We start from the raw sequence: 17,139 nt of genomic DNA, 5'->3' as shown, positions 1-17,139 counted from the left end.
CGGCCGGGGGCCGGGGCTGTCCGCCTCAGCCGCGGACGCGTCGGTAGTGGTGCCAGAGGGAGGGCTGGGCCACCAGCACCGTGACGGCCAGAAGGTGGGAGCGCACGGCGGCGGTGAGGGAGGTCAGGGTGAGGTGGTCCCAGAGCAGGATCAGCTCGACCCGCAGGTCGATCAGGGCCAGCACCAGCAGCACCACCGGCAGCAGGGGCCAGCCGCCGCGCCGGATCGGCTCGCTGCGGTCGGGGCCCCTCATCGCTTCGAGAACACCGGCAGCAGGGTGGGCGCCAGGCCGATGCTCGACCAGCTGCCGACGGCAATGCCCACCGTGAGCGCCACGGCAAACCAGAACAGGGTGCTGCCGCCGAAGAAGATCAGGGCCACCAGGGGCAGCAGGGTGGTGAACGAGGTGTAAAGCGATCGGGTGAGGGTGGCATCCACGGCCACATCCACCTGATCCACCAGGGGAAGATCAGCCAGGTTGCGGCGCTGCTCGCGGATCCGGTCATAGACCACCACCGTGTCGTTGACCGAATAGCCGGCGATCGTGATCAGGGAGACGGCGAACAGGGAATCCACCTCGATCCCCTGGAGCAGCCCCAGCCAGGCGAACAGCCCGCAGGTGATCAGCACGTCGTGGGCCAGGCACAGCAGGGCCAGCACGGAGAAGATGCCGCTGTAGCTGAAGGAGATATAGACGGAGATGGCCACGAAGCTCACCAGCAGGGAGATGAGGCTGCCGCGCAGCAGTCGCGAGCCCAGGGTGGGGCCGATCGTGTTGACCGAGGTGCCACTGGAGCGCAGCGGTCCGAACCGCTTGCCCAGGTCATCGATGAGGGCCGTGCTCTGGTCGGCGTCGAGGGCCGGCAGTCGCAGCAGCAGGGAGCGGCCGCCATCCAGCACCTGCACCGAGGCGCTGCCCAGGCTCGGGGGCCGCTCCCCTTCCGGGGACGGCAGGGTCAGGCGGCTGAGGCCCTCCCGCACCTCGACGGGGGTGACCGGCTTGCAGGGGGCACAGTCCCGCTCCACCTGCACCTGGGTGCCGCCGGTGAAATCGAGGCCGGGCCGCAGGGGCGCATGGATGGCCGGGTTCAGCCAGCAGAGGGCCAGCCCCAGCAGGCTGAGGCCGCAGGCCAGCCCCGAGCCCAGCCAGGCCAGCCGCCGGTGACGGTTGATGCGGAAGCGGGGGGAGGGGACGGAGGTCATGGCAGTGATTCAGGCCGCGCCCGCCGGGGCCGCGCCGGCCCGGAGAGGGGGCAGCTGGCGGGCGGGGAGGAAGTAGGTGGGGCGCCGCAGGGTCGGGTAGCTCATCAGCAGCCGCAGCAGGGTGCGGGTGCAGGTGAGGGCGGTGAACAGGCTGAGCAGCAGGCCGATCGCCAGGGTGACGGCGAAACCCTTGACAAGGCCGGTGCCCAGGAAGAACAGGGCAGCGCAGCTGATCAGGCCGGTGACGTGGCCGTCGATGATCGAGGACAGGGCCAGGGAGAAGCCCGTGTCGATGGAGCGGATCAGGGTGTTGCCGGCCCGCAGCTCCTCCTTGATCCGCTCGAAGATCAGCACGTTGGCATCCACGGCCATGCCCATGGAGAGGATGAAACCGGCGATGCCCGGCAGGGTGAGGGTGACGGGAATCAGGGCATAGATGGCCAGGTTGAACAGGGCGTAGAGGCTCAGGGCCACCACCGCCACCATCCCGGGCAGGCGATAGACCACCGCCATGAACACCGCCACCAGGGCCAGGCCGGAGAGGCCCGCCACCAGGCTGGAGCGGATGTTCTCGGCCCCCAGGGACGGACCGACGGTGCGCACTTCAACGATCTTCACCGGCAGCGGCAGGGAGCCGCCCCGCAGCTGGACCTCCAGGTCACGGGCCTCCTCGGCGCTGAAGTTGCCGGTGATCGAAGCGGATCCGCCGGTGATGCCGGCCACCTTGAACTGCTCGCCGACGCTGGCCTCGCTGATCGACCGCCCATCGAGGACGATGCCGAGCACCCGGTTGGTGCCGGCGATCGACTGGGTGAGGGCGGCGAACTTCTCACCCCCTTCCCGGTTGAAGCCCAGGGTCACCTCCCAGCCGGATCCGGTGGCCTGCTGCTGGCGGCCGGCACTGGTGAGGTCCTTGCCGGTGATCAGGGGAGGGCCGTAGAGGGCAAGAATGCGGCGATTGGTCTCCCGCAGCAGCAGCTCCAGCTGGTCGACCTCACTGGCGCCGGCGGGAACCTTGATTCCGAGGGAGGTGAGCGCCTTGGCCAGATCCTCCGGCGACAGGGAGGACGGTGGCGGCGGCGGTGTGGCCGTGGGGTCATCGAGGGCGGAGGGGGGCCGCTTGGAGCGCAGCACCGACTCCGCCTGGCGCTTGAGGCCCAGCAGGCCTTGCATCTCCTGCTCGGTGCCGGGCTTCTGGGCGCGGAACTCCAGCAGGGCCGTGCTGCCCAGCACCCGGGCCGCCTGGCTGGGATCCTGCTCGCCCGGAAGCTGCAGCACCAGCTGGTCGCTGCCCACGGCCTGGAGGGTGGATTCGGCCACACCCAGGCCGTTGATGCGGCGCTCCAGCACGTCCTTGACGGCCTCCAGCTGTTCGGTGTCCACCCGGGAGATGGCCCCGGCGGGCATCACCTGGAGGGTGAGCTGGCTGCCGCCGCGGAGATCGAGGCCCAGCTGCAGGCCGTAGTTGGCCAGCAGGGCCCCGGAGGCGATCGTGAGGGCGAGGATGAGGGCGAACCAGCCCTGTTGACGTCCCATCTCAGCGACGACCCGCCTTCAGATCGTGCGCCGCGGCAACGATCTGGTGGGGCTGAATGATGGTGAGGTTCTCCAGATTGCCGTTGTAGGGCGTGGGGATGTCCTGGGAGGAAAGGCGCACCGGCCGGGCGTCGAGGTCGTCGAAGCAGTGCTCGGTGATCAGGGCGATCAGTTCGGCCCCGATGCCGCCGGTCTTCATGCACTCCTCCACCACCACCACCTTGTGGGTCTTGCGGATCGAGCGGGCGATGGTCTCCATGTCGAAGGGCTTGAGGCTGATCAGGTCGATCAGCTCGACGTCGACCCCCTCGGCCTCAAGCTGCTCCACCGCCTTGAGGCAGTGGTGGCGCATCCGCGAGTAGGTGAGCATCGTGACGTCCTTGCCTTCACGCACGACCTCGGCCTGGTCGAGGGCACAGATGTAGTCGCCCTCGGGGATGTCCTCGCTGAGGTTGTAGAGAAGAACGTGCTCGAAGAAGAGCACCGGATTGTTGTCGCGGATGGCGGCCTTCATCAGGCCCTTGGCATTGGTGGGGGTGCTCACCGCCACGATCTTGATGCCGGGCACGGCATGGAAGTAGGCCTCGAGGCGCTGGCTGTGCTCGGCACCGAGCTGGCGGCCGACGCCGCCGGGTCCACGCACCACCGCCGGGATCGTGTAGTTGCCGCCGCTGGTGTAACGCAGCATCCCCATGTTGTTGGAGATCTGGTTGAAGGCGAGCAGCAGAAAGCCCATGTTCATGCCCTCCACAATCGGCCGCAGGCCGGTCATGGCGGCACCGACGGCCATGCCGGTGAAGCTGTTCTCGGCGATGGGGGTGTCCAGCACCCGCAGTTCGCCGTACTTCTCGCAGAGGTCCTTGGTGACCTTGTAGGAGCCGCCGTAATGGCCCACGTCCTCTCCCATGACACAGACATGGGGGTCGCGGGCCATCTCCTCGTCGATGGCTTCGCGCAGGGCGTTGAACAGGAGAGTTTCAGCCACGGAGCAGGGGCCTGTGCGCGGCCAACCTATCTCAGCCGCCGGCGGCGAAGGTGCTGAGCAGCAGGACCGACAGGAGCATGCCCGGCAGCAGCAGGACCACCAGCAGACCCAGATCGTGGGGTGTCATCGGGGGGAGGGGCGGCTGGGAGGCAGCTTAGGAAGGGGATTCGGCCTCGGCCGGCCAAAGGCTGCGGATGAACACCAGGAACAGCCCCAGGCCGATGAAGGCGAAGGTGAAGGTGGCCAGGAAGCACATGCCCACCATCAGGGTCTTCATGGCGGTGGCGATGCTCTGGGCGAAGGCCGAGTCGAAGTGGGGCGGATGGGTCACGTACCAGCCCACCACCCGCTGGCTCACCCCCAGGCTCAGCCAGGCCAGCAAGCCGCTGGTGAGGGCGCCGGACAGGAAGCTGAGGGGTCCCTTGCGCGGCGGCGGGGCGGGTCGTTCGTCGGTCATGGCGCGGATCCATCCGTCACCAGGCTGACACCGGATCCGCCGCAGCGGCAGCACCAGGCGTCGAAGCCCAGCGCCGCCAGCGGCTCCGCCAGGGCATCGCGGGCCGCCTCGGCCGTGGCCAGGTCCGGGTGGAGCGCGAACAGACTCGGCCCCGAGCCGCTCATCGCCACGGCGAGGGCCCCCGGGCCACGGCGCAGCAGGTCGAGGCCGGCGCGGATGCTCTCCACCTCCCGCTCCACCACCGCCTGCAGGTCGTTGCGCAGGTGGGGCAGGGGGCCCCGGCCGGCCAGGGCCGCCACCAGGGGACCCTGGCGCAGGGCCTGGCGCCGCTGCTCAAAGTCCTCCTCGGCGTCGAGATAGAAATCGCCGCGCAGGTCCCGGCAGCGGCCGTAGGCCCAGGGGGTGGAGACGCTGGCCTCCGGATGCTTGATCAGCAGCACGGCCTGGCCAGGCGCCCCGGCGGCCGTCACGGGCTCGAGCCGCTCACCGCGGCCGAAGCAGAGCTGGGTGCCGCCCTCCAGGCAGAACGGCATGTCGGATCCCAGCTCGGCCGCCAGCCCGTGCAGCCGCGCCGAGCCCAGGCTCAGGCCCCAGAGGGCATCGAGGCCCACCAGGGCAGCGGCCCCATCGCTCGAGCCCCCCGCCAGACCGGCGCCGATGGGAATGCGCTTCTGCAGGGTGATGTCCACGCCCAGCTCCGGCAGGCCGACCCGGGAGCGCAGCAGCTCCGCCGCCCTGACGACCAGGTTGGTGCCGTCACTGGGCAGCTCCGCGCTGTCGCTGCGCAGCCGGATCGTGGCGTCGGCGGTGGAGCGCAGCACCAGGGTGTCGGCCAGGTCGATGCTCTGCATCACCATCGCCAGCTCGTGGTAGCCGTCCGGCCGCAGGCCCAGCACCTCCAGGTGCAGGTTGATCTTGGCGGGGGCCCGCACCGTCACATCTGCCATCGGGATCACGCTCCGCCGGGATCGGCGCTCGATGCCCGATTCAAGCCGGTGGCGAGCGCCAGCCAGCGCTCGGGTGCCAGCTCCTGGGGCCGCTGCTGCAGATCGACGCCGGCGGCGGCGGCCACCTCCAGCAGGGCCGGCGCCGGCAGCAGTCCCGCCAGGGTGGTGCGCAGCATCTTGCGCCGTCCCGCGAAGCAGCGTGTCAGCAGCCGCTCCACCGCCAGGGCCTGCTCCAGCGGCGGCAGGGATTCCGGCGGGACGGGCTCGATCACGATCACCTCCGAGGTGACCTTCGGCGGCGGGGAGAAGCAGCGGGCCGGCACCGGGCAGACGCTGCTGCAGCGGGCCAGCAGCTGCAGACGCACGCTGAGGGCCGAAAAGGCGCTGCTGCCCGGCCGGGCCCTGATCCGCTGGCCCACCTCCTGCTGCACCAGCAGCACCAGGCGCTCGAAGCGGCAGGGGGCGGGCCGGCCCAGGCGCCCCACCAGCAGCTCCAGCAGCGGTCCGGTGATGTTGTACGGGATGTTGGCGACCACCTTGGTGGGCGCGGGACGGTCGGGGAAGGGCAGCGCCAGCTCCAGCACGTCCCCCTCGATCAGGGTGAAGCGCCCGTCGCCCCCGAACCGCTGCCGCAGGCCCGCCACCAGGTCCCGGTCCAGTTCCACCGCCAGCAGCGAGGCCGCCGGCGACGCCAGCAGCCGTTCGGTCAGGGCGCCCCGGCCCGGGCCGACCTCCAGGACATGGTCGTCGCTCCGCAGGTCGGCAGCCGCCACGATGCGATCGAGGATCTGGCCATCGGTGAGCCAGTGCTGCCCGAAGCGCTTGCGGGCCCGGTGGCCGCTGAAGGTCATGGAAGCGCCGGCAGGTCTCCCCAGATTGCAGCGCCGCCAGGCCTGGCTAGATCTGGAGCAGCGTTTCGCCCTCCCTGCCATGGCACGTGGTTTCCGACTGAGCGCCGCCGGGCTGAGCGGCGCCCTGCTGGCCGGTGCGATGGCCGCCGCCGTGGCCCTGCCGGCAGGTCCCGCCCGCGCCGGCAGCGTCACCGCCGAATCGATCTTCGACCGCCAGGCGACCCGCCAGCAGGCCAGGAGCCAGGTGCCCAAGGGCGCCACGGTCACCCGCACCGTCTGCGAGGACCTGGAGGTGGGCCTGGACAACACCCGCTACCGCTGCACCGTGTACTACACGATGACGCCCGCCCCGACCCCAACCCCGGCGGCCACGCCGGCCCCTTCCGCCCCGGCCACCGGCCAGCCCTGAGTCCCCCGCGCACCTTGGCGGAGGATCACTTCAGTCGCCCAGCCGGATCCAGCGCACCGGCGCCCGGGAGGGCGGCAGCGGCACCAGGGCCGCCACCTGCTCCACCGGCGTCCGCTCCCAGCGCGGATGGGCCGCCAGCCAGCAGTCCCAGGCCCGCGCCAGCCGCTGGCGCTTTGACCAGCGCAGGGCCGCCGCCCCGCCGCCATCCAGGCCACCGCTGCGGCGCCCCTTCACCTCCACCAGCAGCAGCCGTCCCGGCTTGTGGACGATCAGGTCCAGTTCCCCCCAGCGGCAGCGCCAGTTGCGCTCCAGCAGCTGCCAGCCGCGCAGCCGCAGCAGCCGCAGCACCCGCTGCTCCGCCCAGGCTCCCTGTCGCTGGGCGGGGCTGGGGGGCATGGCCGGTGGGGATGGCTGACCCAGGGTTCCCCGTTGCGGTCCTGGCGAACCGATGGCGCAGCTCAGATCCAGTGATGGGGATAGGAGCGGCCGGGGACCAACCAGGCCATGCCCAGGGCCACCAGCAGGAGCAGCACGGAGCCCGCCAGGACAGGCATCAGCACATAGCCAGGGCCGGCATGGAGGAGCACCCCAAGCAGGGCGACGGCGCCGGCGGGAGGATGGAGGCAGCGCAGCACCTGTCCGGCGGCGATGGCCAGGGCGACCGCCAGGCCCATCACCCAGGGAGCCGTCCCGAACCAGGCGACACAGGCCACGCTCACGATGGCCGCCGACCCATTCCCCAGCAGCAGATTGCGGGGCTGGGCCAGGGGGCTGTCCGGATGACCGAACAGCAGGACACTGGAGGCTCCGAGGGGAGCGGCCACCAGGGGATAGTGACTGGTGACGCTGATCAGTCCCAGAAGGGTGATCGCCAGCAGCGCACCGAACCAGGACAACAGCACCTGAGCGGGCAGGAAGCTCGGCTGATACTCCCGGCCCTTGCGCCGCTGGGACCGGATCAGGCGCAACAGCCAGGCCATTGCAGAACTGTATCGAATTTGACAGTTCACTGGCGCTGGTGCTGACTGGATCAGCGTTGACTGCTCTCAGTTGAACTGCACTCAGTAGTACCGGCGCGGGTTCTGGCTGATGGCCAGCTGCACCTCCAACAGGAACAGCAGCAGACCCACGATCATGGCGCCCATGGCCGCCACGAACAGGGGCACCACGATGGCGGTGACATCAAGGGCCGCCACCGCGCTGATGAACAGCACCGCCACCACGGCGGCCACCAGCAGGGCGGTGACGGTGACCGCCAGGATCGCCCGGTTGATCAGGAAGGTGCGTCGCCGCTGCACCGCCAGCACCTGCTCCAGCCGGTCCCCGTCCTCGGGATCGGGATCCGGCTGCGCCCGGCTCTTCGCCAGGGCCTCCTGCAGGACCCGGGTGCGGTCGATGATCCGGGCCAGCCGGGAGCTGAACAGGCTCAGCAGACCGGTGACACCGGTGAACAGGAACACCGGCGCCACCGACAGCTGGATCGCCTTGGAGAGCCCCGCCACCGAGCGCCCATCGCCGATGTCGATGGACAGCAACAGGGGGAGGCTCCAGGCCATCCGGGGATCCCCTCAGGCCTCCGTTGCGATCTGGCTCTGGAGCAGGGCCTCCAGCTCCTGTTCGGAAAGCGGGGCCGAGAGCTGGTACCCCTGGCCGTGGCGACAGCCGAGGGTGAGCAGCATCTGCCGCTGGCGGGAGCGTTCCACCCCCTCCACCACCACCATGATCCCGGTGGCGTCACTGAGCCGGATCACGGCGCTGAGCATGGCCTGCTGCAGCTGGTCGTAGTCGATCGCGGAGATCAGGCTCCGGTCGATCTTGACTTCGCTGAAGGGCAGCTCGGTGAGCCGCTGCAGGCCGGAATAGCCGGTGCCGAAATCATCCATGGCCAGCGCGAACCCCTGCCGCCTCAGATCCCGCAGCTGGTCGGCCACATGGGTCGACATCTCCAGGATGCTGCCTTCGGTGAGCTCCAGGACAATGCGATCGGGCGTCAGCTGGTGGCGTTCCAGGGCCATCAGCAGGTCGCTGCTCCAGGTCGGATCCTGCACCTGGAGCGGCGAGACGTTCACGCAGATCCTGCCCAGCTGCAGCCCGGCGAGGTCCCAGCGGCGGAGGGCCTCGAACGCCCGCTCCATCACCCAGCGCCCCAGGGAGGAGATCTGGGCCGTGGCCTCGGCCACGTCGATGAAGTCGGCGGGGGACTGGCGTCCCAGCACCGGGTCATCCCAGCGGCAGAGCACCTCGGCGGCGATCACCCGGCCGGATTCCAGCTCGATGATCGGCTGGAAGGCCAGCTCCAGCTGCTCCTGCTCGATCGCCAGGGCGAGCGGACGGGCCAGCAGTTCCTGCAGCTGGACCGACCGCTCCACCGGCGCCGCGATGCAGCAGCTGGGAAAGGGCTGGCGGTGGGTTTCCTCCAGCGCCCGGGTGGCGGCATCCAGGAGCACCGAGAACTCGCTGCCGTCGTCGGGGGCCCGGCTGATGCCCACGTTCAGCGATGGCTCGATGACGTGCTCCAGCACCGTGGTGGGGCTCTCCAGGCTGGTCAGCAGCTCGCCGGCCATGTCGCGCACCGCGTCGATGCCCATCGCTCCCGGCACCAGGGCCAGCAGGCGGTCCCCCCCCTGGCGGGAGAAGAAGCCACCGGCCGGAAGGGCCGTTTCCAGGCGGTGGGCGATCTCCTCGATCAGGGCCTCGCAGGCGGCGATGCCCAGCCGGCCGCGCACCAGGTCGAGCTGCAGCACCTGCAGATGCAGCAGCACGGCACCGGCCCCGTAGCGGTCCGTCACCAGGCCATCCAGATCCGCCAGGTTCACCCGCTGGTCGAGCAGCTCCAGCAGGCACCAGACCGCCCCCGGCCCGGCGTTGGCGGGCAGGCGGCTGAGCGACAGGGGAATCGCCCCATCGATCTGAGGCCCACCGACCAGATCACTGCGCAGGCTCGCCACGGTCCCCGCCAGCAGCGGCGCCACGTCGGCGGCACAGAGCTCCTGCAGGGACCGCTGGCGCAGCGCCGCCAGCTCCAGCCCCGAACGCCGGCAGAAGGCCCCGTTCGCCGCCAGGATCACCCCCTGTCCATCGGCCAGGGCCGCCGGCCGCTCGATCTTCTGCAGCAGGCCCTCGATCGCTCCGGCCCCTGGCTCCCCTGCGTCGGCGACACGGCTCACCATCGTTGTTCCGTGGTGTGGGGTTCCGTGGTGTGGGGCCAGCGGCCGGCCCCTGATCGCCGGAAGGCCCTGGGCTGGAAGTCCCTGGTCATCAATGGTTGCGGAGATCGAACGGGCCGCCGATGCGGTCCTGCATCACGCTAGTCGCCCTCTCCCCATCGGCATCCCTCACCGGGCCTCGAAGCGCCGTGGAGCCCTTGCCTAGGCTGACCTTCTCCGCTTCATCGCCGATGACGCGCCCCCTCTCCCCGCCGCCCACCGTGCCCCGGTTCCCGGCCCTGCTGCTGGCCCTGTTCCTGGCCCTGCTGCTGGATGGACTGCTGCTGCTGGCCCGCCCCATGCCGGTGGCGGCGGCGATGGACTACGCCAAACAGGTGCTGATCGGGGCCGATTTCCACGGTGCCGACCTGCGCGGTGTCACCTTCAACCTCACCAACCTGCGCGACGCCGATCTCTCGGGGGCCGACCTGCGCGGCGCCAGCCTGTTCGGCGCCAAGCTCCAGGACGCCGACCTGAGCGGCAGCGACCTGCGGGACGCCACCCTGGATTCGGCCGTGTTCGAGGGCACCGACCTGCGCAACGCCCGCCTCGACGACGCCTTCGCCTTCAACACCAAGTTCCGTGGGGTGCTCATCGACGGCGCCGACTTCACCAACGTGCCCCTGCGCGGTGATGCCCTCACCAGCCTCTGTGCCGCCGCCAGCGGCACCAATCCCGTCAGTGGCCGCCTCACCCGCGACACACTGAACTGCAGCTGAGCCCGCCCCGATGAGCTTCGATGCCCGCAGCCGCGAGCGGCTGGAGGCCCTCGGCCGCCAGCTGCCCCGCCCGCTGCCCGCCCCGCCGCCTCCCACCCCGGCCGCCGGCGCTCCGGCCCCCGGCTCATCGGCGCTCGAGCGTCGCCATCCGGTGGAAACCGAGCAGGACCCCCAGAAGCTGTTCCGCGCCCTGATGAACGTCAGCGCCGACGGCAGCGTGCCGCCCCATCTGCTGGAGCGCCTGCGGCAGCTGGAGACACCTCCCACCTCCGCCGGCAGCTCCCCCGCCGGCAGCCCCCGCCCGGGCCCCAGTGGTGGCCCAAGTGGCGACCCGAGCGGCCCTGGCGCCTCCCCCGGGGCCACCACCCGGCGCCGCACCCCGACCCCCCGGACCGGGGCGAACCGGCGACCCCCGGCCGACGACAGCGAACGGGAGCTCTACACCGCCTTTCAACAGCTGCTGCTCGAAGACGGGGACTGACCAGTACATCTGTACTAGGGTGAAGTCTGTCGCCCGGGGCCCGTGCCCGATCCCCCTCACCCCGATCCCCTTCACCCCGATCCCGGCCCGGGGGTCGACCTCAACACCCAGCTGAACCTCCACCCCGAGCGCACCCTGCTGCTGCGCGTCTGCGGCGATTCGATGGTCGGCGCCGGCATCCGCCACGGCGACCTGCTCGTCGTGGACCGGGGGGTCGCTCCCCGCTCCGGCCGCATCGTGGTGGCCCTGCTGGAGGGGGGCTTCACCCTCAAGCGCCTGGTGCGCCGCGGGCCGCGCTGGTGGCTGGAGGCGGCCAACCCCGCCTACCCGCCCCTGGCCCTCGGCGGCAGCGACGACGACCGCCTCTGGGGCGTGGCCCTGCACGTGATCCGTTCGCTGCCGGGAGGTCGATGGCCCAGGCCACAGTCCTGATCGACGGCAACAACTTCTACGCCTCCTGCGAGGCGGCCCTCGATCCCGCCGTGATCGGCAAGCCCCTGGTGGTGCTCTCCAACAACGACGGCTGCATCGTCTCCCGCAGTGCCGAGGCCCGCGCCATGGGCATTCCCATGGGCACCCCCTGGTTCCAGGTGCGCCACGACCTGGAACGCCGCGGCGTGGTGGTGCGCAGTTCCAACTACGGCCTCTACGCCGACATGAGCCAGCGGCTGATGGCCAGCCTCGAAGCCTGGGTGGAGGAGCTGGAGGTCTATTCCATCGACGAGGCCTTCGGTCGCCTGCACCGCCCGCCCGGCGACGGCGACCTCAGCGCCTGGGGGACAGACCTGCGCCGCCAGGTGCGCCGCCAGCTGGGCCTGCCGGTGGCGGTGGGCATCGCCCCCACCAAGGTTCTGGCCAAGATCGCCAACCGCATCGCCAAGCGCGACCCCTCCCATGGCGGCGTCTTCGACCTGGGCCAGGCGGGGGATCCGGGCCCCTGGCTGGAGGCCATCGCCATCGAGGACGTCTGGGGCATCGGCCGCAAGCTGTCCCGCTGGTGCCGGCTGCGGGGCATCGCCAACGCCCGGGCCCTGCGCGACATGCCGAGCGGCGAGCTGCGGCACCGCTGCGGCGTCGTGGGGGTGCGTCTGCAGCAGGAGCTGCGCGGCCACAGCTGCCTGCCCCTGGTGGCGGTGCCGCCGGCGAAGCAGGAAACCTGCGTCAGCCGCAGCTTCAGCGAGCCGGTCACCAGCCTCGAGGGCCTGCGGCAGGCGATCGCCACCTACCTCAGCCGGGCCGGCGAGAAGCTGCGCCGCCAGGGACAGCGGGCGGGCAGCGTCACGGTGTTCGTGCGCAGCAGCCCCTTCAACGGCACCCGCTTCTACGCCAACGCCGCCACCGTCGCCCTGCCCCTGCCCAGCAACGACACCGCCGTGCTGCTCGCCGCCGCCCTGCCCCTGGCCGAGCGGCTGTTCCGGCCCCACAAGCCACTGCAGAAGGCGGGGGTGCTGCTGCAGGATCTGCAGCCGGTGACGCTGCTGCAGCACCATCTGCTGGTGCCGCTGCCGCCGGAGCAGCAGCGGCGGCGCGAGGCCCTGATGGCCGCCGTCGACGGCCTCAACCGCCGCTACGGCAGCGGCACGGTGCAGTGGGCCGCCTGCGGCCTGCGGCCCCGCTGGACGATGCGCCGCTCGCGCCTGTCCCGGGCGGCCACCACCCGCCTGAGCGATGTGCCGGTGGTGCGGGCCTGAGGCCCTCAGGGGCGCTCGAAGAGGCTGGCGACCTGGTCGCGGCCGTTGCCCTTGGCCAGCTCAAGGGCCCGCTCGGCCCGCAGGATCAGGTCGGGGAAGGCGTGATCCTGGGAGGCCAGGGCGGTGAGGCCGCCGCTGATGTGCAGGCGGAAGTCGGAATGGGTGTGCACCCCGGACATGTGGGTGACGGCGGTGCGGAGGGCCTCGGCCAGGGCCATCGCCCGATCCGCGTCGATGCCCACCAGCAGCAGGGCGAACTCCCCATCCCCCAGGCGGGCGGCGAAGTCCTGCTCCTGCAGGAAGGTGCGGGCCAGCTGGACCAGATCGGCCAGCACCCGGTCGCCGGCGGCGTGGCCCCAGCGGTTGTTGATCAGCCGCAGATTGTCGACATCGAACAGCAGCAGCGACAGGGGATGGTGATCGCGGCGGGCCCGGGCGAACTCCCGCTCGCCGATGGTCAGGAAGGTGTGGCGGGTGGGCAGGCCGGTGACCGGGCAGAGGTGGGCGAGGCGCCGCAGGTCCAGTTCACGCATGGCCAGCTGGGCCAGGCGGTGCAGCACGGCGCGCTGCTCGGCGCTGAGGTCCCGGGGCTCCCGGTCGATGACACAGAGGGTGCCGAGGTTGTGGCCCTCCGGCGTCTGCAGGGGCGCGCCGGCATAGAAGCGGATGTGGGGATCGGCGAAGACCAGGGGGTTGCTGCGGAAGCGTTCGTCGGCGCGGGCATCGGGCACCACCATCACGTCGTCGTGGACGATGGCGTGGGCGCAGAAGGCCATCTCACGGGGGGTTTCGCGCACGTCGAGGCCCCGCTTGGCCAGGAACCACTGCCGGTCGGCCTCCACCAGGGACAGGGCCACGATGGGCGTCCGGAAGATGGCGGCGGCCAGATCCAGGATCCGGTCGAAGTGCTCGTCGCTGTCGGCTTCGAACAGCCCGTAGCGCTCCAGGTCGCGGAGCCGCTGATCCTCATCGGCGGGGACGGGAAAGGCCGGATATGACGCCATGGGACCTTGCCTCCACAGAAACTGTAGGCAGAACGGAAGGCGGCGAGCGGATCCCGGCGTCAGGCGGCCGGGGCCGTGAGGGTCTCCTCGTAGCCGGCACGGCGGCCGTCATCCAGCTGATTCAGATAACGGCGTTCGGCGTAGTAGGCCTCCTGGAAGCGCAGGGCGTCGCCGTTGAGCGCGTCGAAGAGGTCGTGGATGCGGGTCTCCATGTCGAGGCCGGCGCCGGTGACCGGGGGGGCGGCCGCCGCAGGGGGGGCGTCGCGCTCCTCCTCCAGCAGCCGGGCGATGCAGTGCTCCAGGGTCTGGAGGCGCTGGCTCGACCAGGCATCGAGCAGGTGGCGGCAGCGGCGCAGCACCCGCTGGCGCTCCAGCGACGCCGTGGCCCCCCGCAGCTGCAGGGGTGGGTGGGCCAGGGCCAGCCGCTGCACCTCACTGGGCTCCAGCAGGGGGGTGAGGCGGCTGAGCAGGGCGCTCTGCTCCACCAGCAGCCGGTCGCCCAGCAGGCGGGGCAGATCGAGGTCGGCCAGATCCAGGCCGGGGTCGGTGCCCCGGTTGATGGCCTCGAGCCGGCCGGCCCCGAGGTTGTCCTCCTCCAGTTCACCGATGGCGGCCCAGAGCTGGCGGTGGTGCTGGAGGGCGAAGTCATCGAGCTCCCGGCGGCGCAGCTCGGCGCGGATCACGCCGCGCCAGGCAGGGCAGTGCAGATAGAGACGCAGGATCTCCGCCTCGGCCCGCTCCCGGTGGCCCACCTCCCCGGGTTGCTCCCATTTCGCCGAACGGCCGTGCCAGCGCTGGCCCTTGACCTGCTGACGCAGGTCCTCCTCCAGCTGGATGGCCAGCCGGGCCTGGCCGCCGGAGAGGCGCTCCGCCACCTGCTGCAGGTAGTGGCTGCGCACGGCCGACTGGGGCAGCTTGCCCAGCAGTTGCACCAGCCCCGAGACGGCCTGCTGGAACTGGTCGGCCCGGGCCAGATCCTTGCCTTCGAGCACCTGCTCGATCTGCCAGTCGAGCCAGAGGGGGGCCTGGTCCAGCAGGGAGCGGTACTCCCCCGGGCCGTGCTGCTGGAGAAACTCGTCCGGGTCCTTGCCGGCGGGCAGGTGCAGCACCCGCAGCTCCAGCTGGCCCTGCAGCGCCAGCTGCTCCACCTCGCCGATGGCCCGCTGGGCGGCGCGGATGCCCGCCCCGTCGCTGTCGAAGTTGAGGATCAGGCGCCGGCTGTCGCAGCAGCGGCACAGCTGGGTGATCTGGCTGGAACTGAGGGCCGTGCCGAGGGCTGCCACCGCATTGGTGATGCCGGCGGCGTGCAGGGCGATCACATCGAAGTAGCCCTCCACCACCACGGCCCGGTCGTCGCGGCGGATGGGGTCGGCGGCCCGATCCAGCCCGAACAGGTGCTTGCCCTTCTCGAACACCTCCGTTTCCGGGGAGTTGAGGTACTTCGGCTCGGCCCCGTCCAGGCCGCGCCCGCCGAAGCCGATCACCCGGCCCTGGCGGTCCCGGATCGGCACCATCACCCGGTCGCGGAAGCGGTCGTAGAAGCCGCCGCCCCCCTTGCGGGCCACCACCAGGCCGGCCGCCTCCAGCAGGTCGGGGCCGAGGCCCTCCACCTGCTGCAGGTGCTGCAGCAGGCCGTCCCAGCCGGCCGGGGCGTAGCCGAGCTGGAAGGCCTCGAGGGTGGTCTCGCTGAGGCCGCGCTTCTGGCGCAGGTAGGTGAGGGCCGCCGCCCCCTCCGGTGAGCGCAGCTGGCCCTGGAACCAGCCCGCCGCCAGAGCCAGCACCCGGTGCAGCCGGTCGCGGCGGGAGAGCTGCTGGCGCAGCCGCTCCTGCTGGGGGCCGTCGAGGGTCTCGACCGGCAGCTGGTACTTCCGCGCCAGATCCAGCACCACCTCACTGAAGCTGGTGCGCTGCAGCTCCATCAGGAACTTGATGGCGTTGCCGCCGGCCCCGCAAGAGAAGCAGTAATAGAACTGCTTGGCGGGCGACACCGTCATCGACGGGGATTTGTCGTCGTGGAACGGGCAGATCCCGACGAATTCCCGGCCCTTCTTCTTGAGCACCACGTGCTCCCCCACCACATCAACGATGTCGGCCCGCTCCTTGACGGCCTCGATCGTGCGGGGGTGGAGACGGGGAAGGCTCAAGGGTGAAGGCTCAAGGGTGCAGGCTCAAGGGGAAGGGCTTGTGAGGTAAGGAGTGGAGCAACGGGCGCCACGCCCCCCAGCGGTGGTGGTCGGACTGGCGCCATTCTGGGGCCTGCCACCACCGCTGGAGATCGCCGGGTGAACCGAATCAGCCCCGTCGGCGGCGCTGGTGCCCTCCCGGCCGGGGCCTGGATGGTGCTGAGCGCCCTCGCCTTCAGCCTGATGGTGGTGGGGGTCAAGCAGGTGGGCGACCGTCTCCCCCTGGCCGAGGTGGTGCTGGCCCGGGCCCTGGTGAGCCTGGGCCTGAGCTACGCGATGGTCCGCCGGATCGGCGTGGATCCCTGGGGGCAGCGCCGGGGGCTGCTGGTGGTGCGGGGTCTGGTGGGCAGTGCCGCCCTGTTCTGCGTCTATGCCGCCGTTGTGCACCTGCCTCTGGCCGCCGCCACGGTGCTCCAGTACCTCTACCCCACCTTCACGGCGCTGCTGGCCTGGCTGCTGCTGGGCGAACGGCTGGGGCGGCGCGTGCTGGCGGCCATGGGGCTGGGCTGGCTGGGGGTGCTGCTGGTGGCCAGGCCCACGGCCGGCGCCCCCCTGCCGGCGCTCTGGGTGCTGGTGGCGGTGGCCGGCGCCCTGCTCACCGCCGTGGCCTACGTGAGCGTGCGGCGCCTGGCGGAAAGCGAGCATCCGGCCGTGATCATCCTCTACTTTCCGCTCGTGGCCGTGCCCCTGAGCCTGCCGGCGGTGCTGCTGGATCCGGTGCTGCCCACACCGCCCGAGCTGCTCTGGCTGGTGGCGATCGGGGTGTTCACCCAGCTGGGCCAGGTGGGGCTCACCCAGGCCCTCACCCAGCTGCCGGCGGCCCGGGCGACGGCGATCAGCTACGTGCAGGTGGGATTCGCCGCCCTCTGGGGCTGGTGGATCTTCGGGGAAGCCATCGATCTGCCCACGGCGGCTGGGGCGGGCCTGATCCTGGTGGCCACATTGATCTGCCTGGGCAAGCCTCCGGGTGTCGCCGGGGCGGTGCCATCGACGCAGAAGCCGCCCGTACGATGACGCCGCCGGATTGGGTCCCTCTGCTGTCCCCGCCATTCCCCGTTGGGCTCCATTGCTGGCTGGCCACGGTGGTGGCGGGCTTCAGTCAGGGAGCGGAGACGCCACTGATCAGGCCGCCGATCGCGCCCGGCATCGTCCCCCTGCCGCTGATGATGCTGACCATCGGCGGCATCTTTCTCGGCACCCTGGCGATCAGTCGCTTTTCGCTCAAGATCGGAGTGCCGGCGATTCTCGGCGTTCTGTTGTTCGGCCTGCTGATCAACCCCTCCGTCACCCTGTTCAGCCATGACACGATCCTGCGACTGCAGGTTCTGAGTCTGTCGATCCTGCTGTTCAACGCCGGACTGGAAACCGATATCCGCTCGATTCGCGGCTTTCTGGAATACGGCATCATCCTGGCGGTGGGAGGGGTAATCATCTCCAGCCTGATGCTGGGTCTGAATCATCTGGTTT

20 protein-coding genes are annotated in these 17,139 nt (G+C 71.0%); 6 read left to right on the top strand and 14 right to left on the bottom strand.

Annotated features, from left to right (window positions below; translation table 11 throughout):
- Positions 1-25 precede the first annotated feature (25 nt).
- The 7 genes from H6G99_RS00910 to rsmA all read right to left on the bottom strand — a co-directional run bounded on the left by H6G99_RS00910 (position 26) and on the right by rsmA (position 5,979).
- A complete protein-coding gene (locus tag H6G99_RS00910) occupies positions 26-253 on the bottom strand; it encodes a hypothetical protein (RefSeq protein WP_094584499.1) in 228 nt (75 codons plus the stop codon).
- Entirely contained in the window at positions 250-1,203 is a 954-nt protein-coding gene (gene secF / locus H6G99_RS00905) for a protein translocase subunit SecF (RefSeq protein WP_190609332.1), read from the bottom strand. Before secF ends, H6G99_RS00910 begins: the two co-directional genes overlap by 4 nt.
- Positions 1,204-1,212: 9 nt before the next feature.
- Positions 1,213-2,739: a protein translocase subunit SecD gene (gene secD / locus H6G99_RS00900; RefSeq protein WP_190609330.1), complete on the bottom strand. Its 1,527-nt coding sequence runs from the start codon at positions 2,737-2,739 to the stop codon at positions 1,213-1,215.
- A gap of 1 nt (position 2,740) precedes the next feature.
- Positions 2,741-3,724, bottom strand: a complete 984-nt coding sequence (locus H6G99_RS00895) for a pyruvate dehydrogenase complex E1 component subunit beta (RefSeq protein WP_094584496.1) — start codon at positions 3,722-3,724, stop codon at positions 2,741-2,743.
- A gap of 154 nt (positions 3,725-3,878) precedes the next feature.
- Positions 3,879-4,181 (bottom strand): DUF3082 domain-containing protein, encoded by a 303-nt coding sequence (locus H6G99_RS00890; RefSeq protein WP_094584495.1) that lies wholly within the window; start codon positions 4,179-4,181, stop codon positions 3,879-3,881.
- A complete protein-coding gene (gene ispE / locus H6G99_RS00885) occupies positions 4,178-5,128 on the bottom strand; it encodes a 4-(cytidine 5'-diphospho)-2-C-methyl-D-erythritol kinase (protein ID WP_190609835.1) in 951 nt (316 codons plus the stop codon). The genes H6G99_RS00890 and ispE overlap by 4 nt, the downstream gene beginning before the upstream one ends.
- Positions 5,129-5,133: 5 nt before the next feature.
- Complete coding sequence (rsmA, locus tag H6G99_RS00880) at positions 5,134-5,979, bottom strand: 16S rRNA (adenine(1518)-N(6)/adenine(1519)-N(6))-dimethyltransferase RsmA (RefSeq protein ID WP_190609328.1); 846 nt, start codon at positions 5,977-5,979, stop codon at positions 5,134-5,136.
- A gap of 79 nt (positions 5,980-6,058) precedes the next feature.
- On the opposite strand from rsmA, the gene H6G99_RS00875 reads away from it, so the two are divergent.
- Positions 6,059-6,388, top strand: coding sequence for a hypothetical protein (locus tag H6G99_RS00875; RefSeq protein ID WP_190609326.1), 330 nt, complete (start codon positions 6,059-6,061; stop codon positions 6,386-6,388).
- Positions 6,389-6,418: 30 nt separating this feature from the next.
- Here H6G99_RS00875 and H6G99_RS00870 read toward each other — a convergent pair whose 3' ends face one another.
- The 4 genes from H6G99_RS00870 to H6G99_RS00855 form a co-directional block, all read right to left on the bottom strand.
- Positions 6,419-6,784: a YraN family protein gene (locus tag H6G99_RS00870; RefSeq protein ID WP_190609324.1), complete on the bottom strand. Its 366-nt coding sequence runs from the start codon at positions 6,782-6,784 to the stop codon at positions 6,419-6,421.
- A 62-nt stretch (positions 6,785-6,846) separates the two neighbouring features.
- On the bottom strand, positions 6,847-7,356 hold the full coding sequence (locus tag H6G99_RS00865; RefSeq protein WP_353617137.1) for an HPP family protein: 510 nt from the start codon (positions 7,354-7,356) through the stop codon (positions 6,847-6,849).
- 93 nt (positions 7,357-7,449) lie between these two features.
- A complete protein-coding gene (locus H6G99_RS00860; RefSeq protein WP_094584492.1) occupies positions 7,450-7,944 on the bottom strand; it encodes a DUF2721 domain-containing protein in 495 nt (164 codons plus the stop codon).
- Positions 7,945-7,956: 12 nt separating this feature from the next.
- Complete coding sequence (locus tag H6G99_RS00855; protein ID WP_190609320.1) at positions 7,957-9,558, bottom strand: putative bifunctional diguanylate cyclase/phosphodiesterase; 1,602 nt, start codon at positions 9,556-9,558, stop codon at positions 7,957-7,959.
- A 227-nt stretch (positions 9,559-9,785) separates the two neighbouring features.
- On the opposite strand from H6G99_RS00855, the gene H6G99_RS00850 reads away from it, so the two are divergent.
- From H6G99_RS00850 to H6G99_RS00835, 4 genes are read left to right on the top strand one after another with little or no spacing between them, the layout of a single operon-like run.
- Positions 9,786-10,313 (top strand): pentapeptide repeat-containing protein, encoded by a 528-nt coding sequence (locus tag H6G99_RS00850; protein WP_190609318.1) that lies wholly within the window; start codon positions 9,786-9,788, stop codon positions 10,311-10,313.
- A 10-nt stretch (positions 10,314-10,323) separates the two neighbouring features.
- Positions 10,324-10,794, top strand: coding sequence for a hypothetical protein (locus H6G99_RS00845; RefSeq protein ID WP_190609317.1), 471 nt, complete (start codon positions 10,324-10,326; stop codon positions 10,792-10,794).
- Positions 10,795-10,836: 42 nt separating this feature from the next.
- Positions 10,837-11,226, top strand: a complete 390-nt coding sequence (locus H6G99_RS00840) for a LexA family protein (protein ID WP_353617136.1) — start codon at positions 10,837-10,839, stop codon at positions 11,224-11,226.
- Positions 11,205-12,485 carry a Y-family DNA polymerase gene (locus H6G99_RS00835; protein ID WP_190609316.1) on the top strand — a complete coding sequence of 427 codons (1,281 nt, stop codon included), beginning with the start codon at positions 11,205-11,207 and terminating at the stop codon, positions 12,483-12,485. Before H6G99_RS00840 ends, H6G99_RS00835 begins: the two co-directional genes overlap by 22 nt.
- A 5-nt stretch (positions 12,486-12,490) precedes the next feature.
- Here the strand turns inward: H6G99_RS00835 and H6G99_RS00830 are convergent, their stop codons facing one another.
- Together H6G99_RS00830 and dnaG are read right to left on the bottom strand one after the other, a co-directional pair.
- Positions 12,491-13,489 (bottom strand): GGDEF domain-containing protein, encoded by a 999-nt coding sequence (locus tag H6G99_RS00830; RefSeq protein WP_190609315.1) that lies wholly within the window; start codon positions 13,487-13,489, stop codon positions 12,491-12,493.
- Between the two features lie 59 nt (positions 13,490-13,548).
- Positions 13,549-15,633 carry a DNA primase gene (gene dnaG / locus H6G99_RS00825; RefSeq protein ID WP_190609314.1) on the bottom strand — a complete coding sequence of 695 codons (2,085 nt, stop codon included), beginning with the start codon at positions 15,631-15,633 and terminating at the stop codon, positions 13,549-13,551.
- 138 nt (positions 15,634-15,771) lie between these two features.
- Between dnaG and H6G99_RS00820 the strand changes: the two genes are divergently transcribed.
- A complete protein-coding gene (locus H6G99_RS00820; RefSeq protein ID WP_353617135.1) occupies positions 15,772-16,686 on the top strand; it encodes a DMT family transporter in 915 nt (304 codons plus the stop codon).
- 85 nt (positions 16,687-16,771) lie between these two features.
- On the opposite strand, the gene H6G99_RS16665 is transcribed toward H6G99_RS00820, so the two are convergent.
- Positions 16,772-17,104: a hypothetical protein gene (locus H6G99_RS16665; RefSeq protein ID WP_286190919.1), complete on the bottom strand. Its 333-nt coding sequence runs from the start codon at positions 17,102-17,104 to the stop codon at positions 16,772-16,774.
- Positions 17,105-17,139 lie beyond the last annotated feature (35 nt).

The sequence above is a fragment of the Synechococcus sp. FACHB-909 genome (assembly GCF_014698945.1).
Classification (GTDB): domain Bacteria; phylum Cyanobacteriota; class Cyanobacteriia; order PCC-6307; family Cyanobiaceae; genus Cyanobium.
Note: the sequence above shows the minus strand (reverse complement) of the source record. Positions and strands in the feature narration are given on the sequence as shown.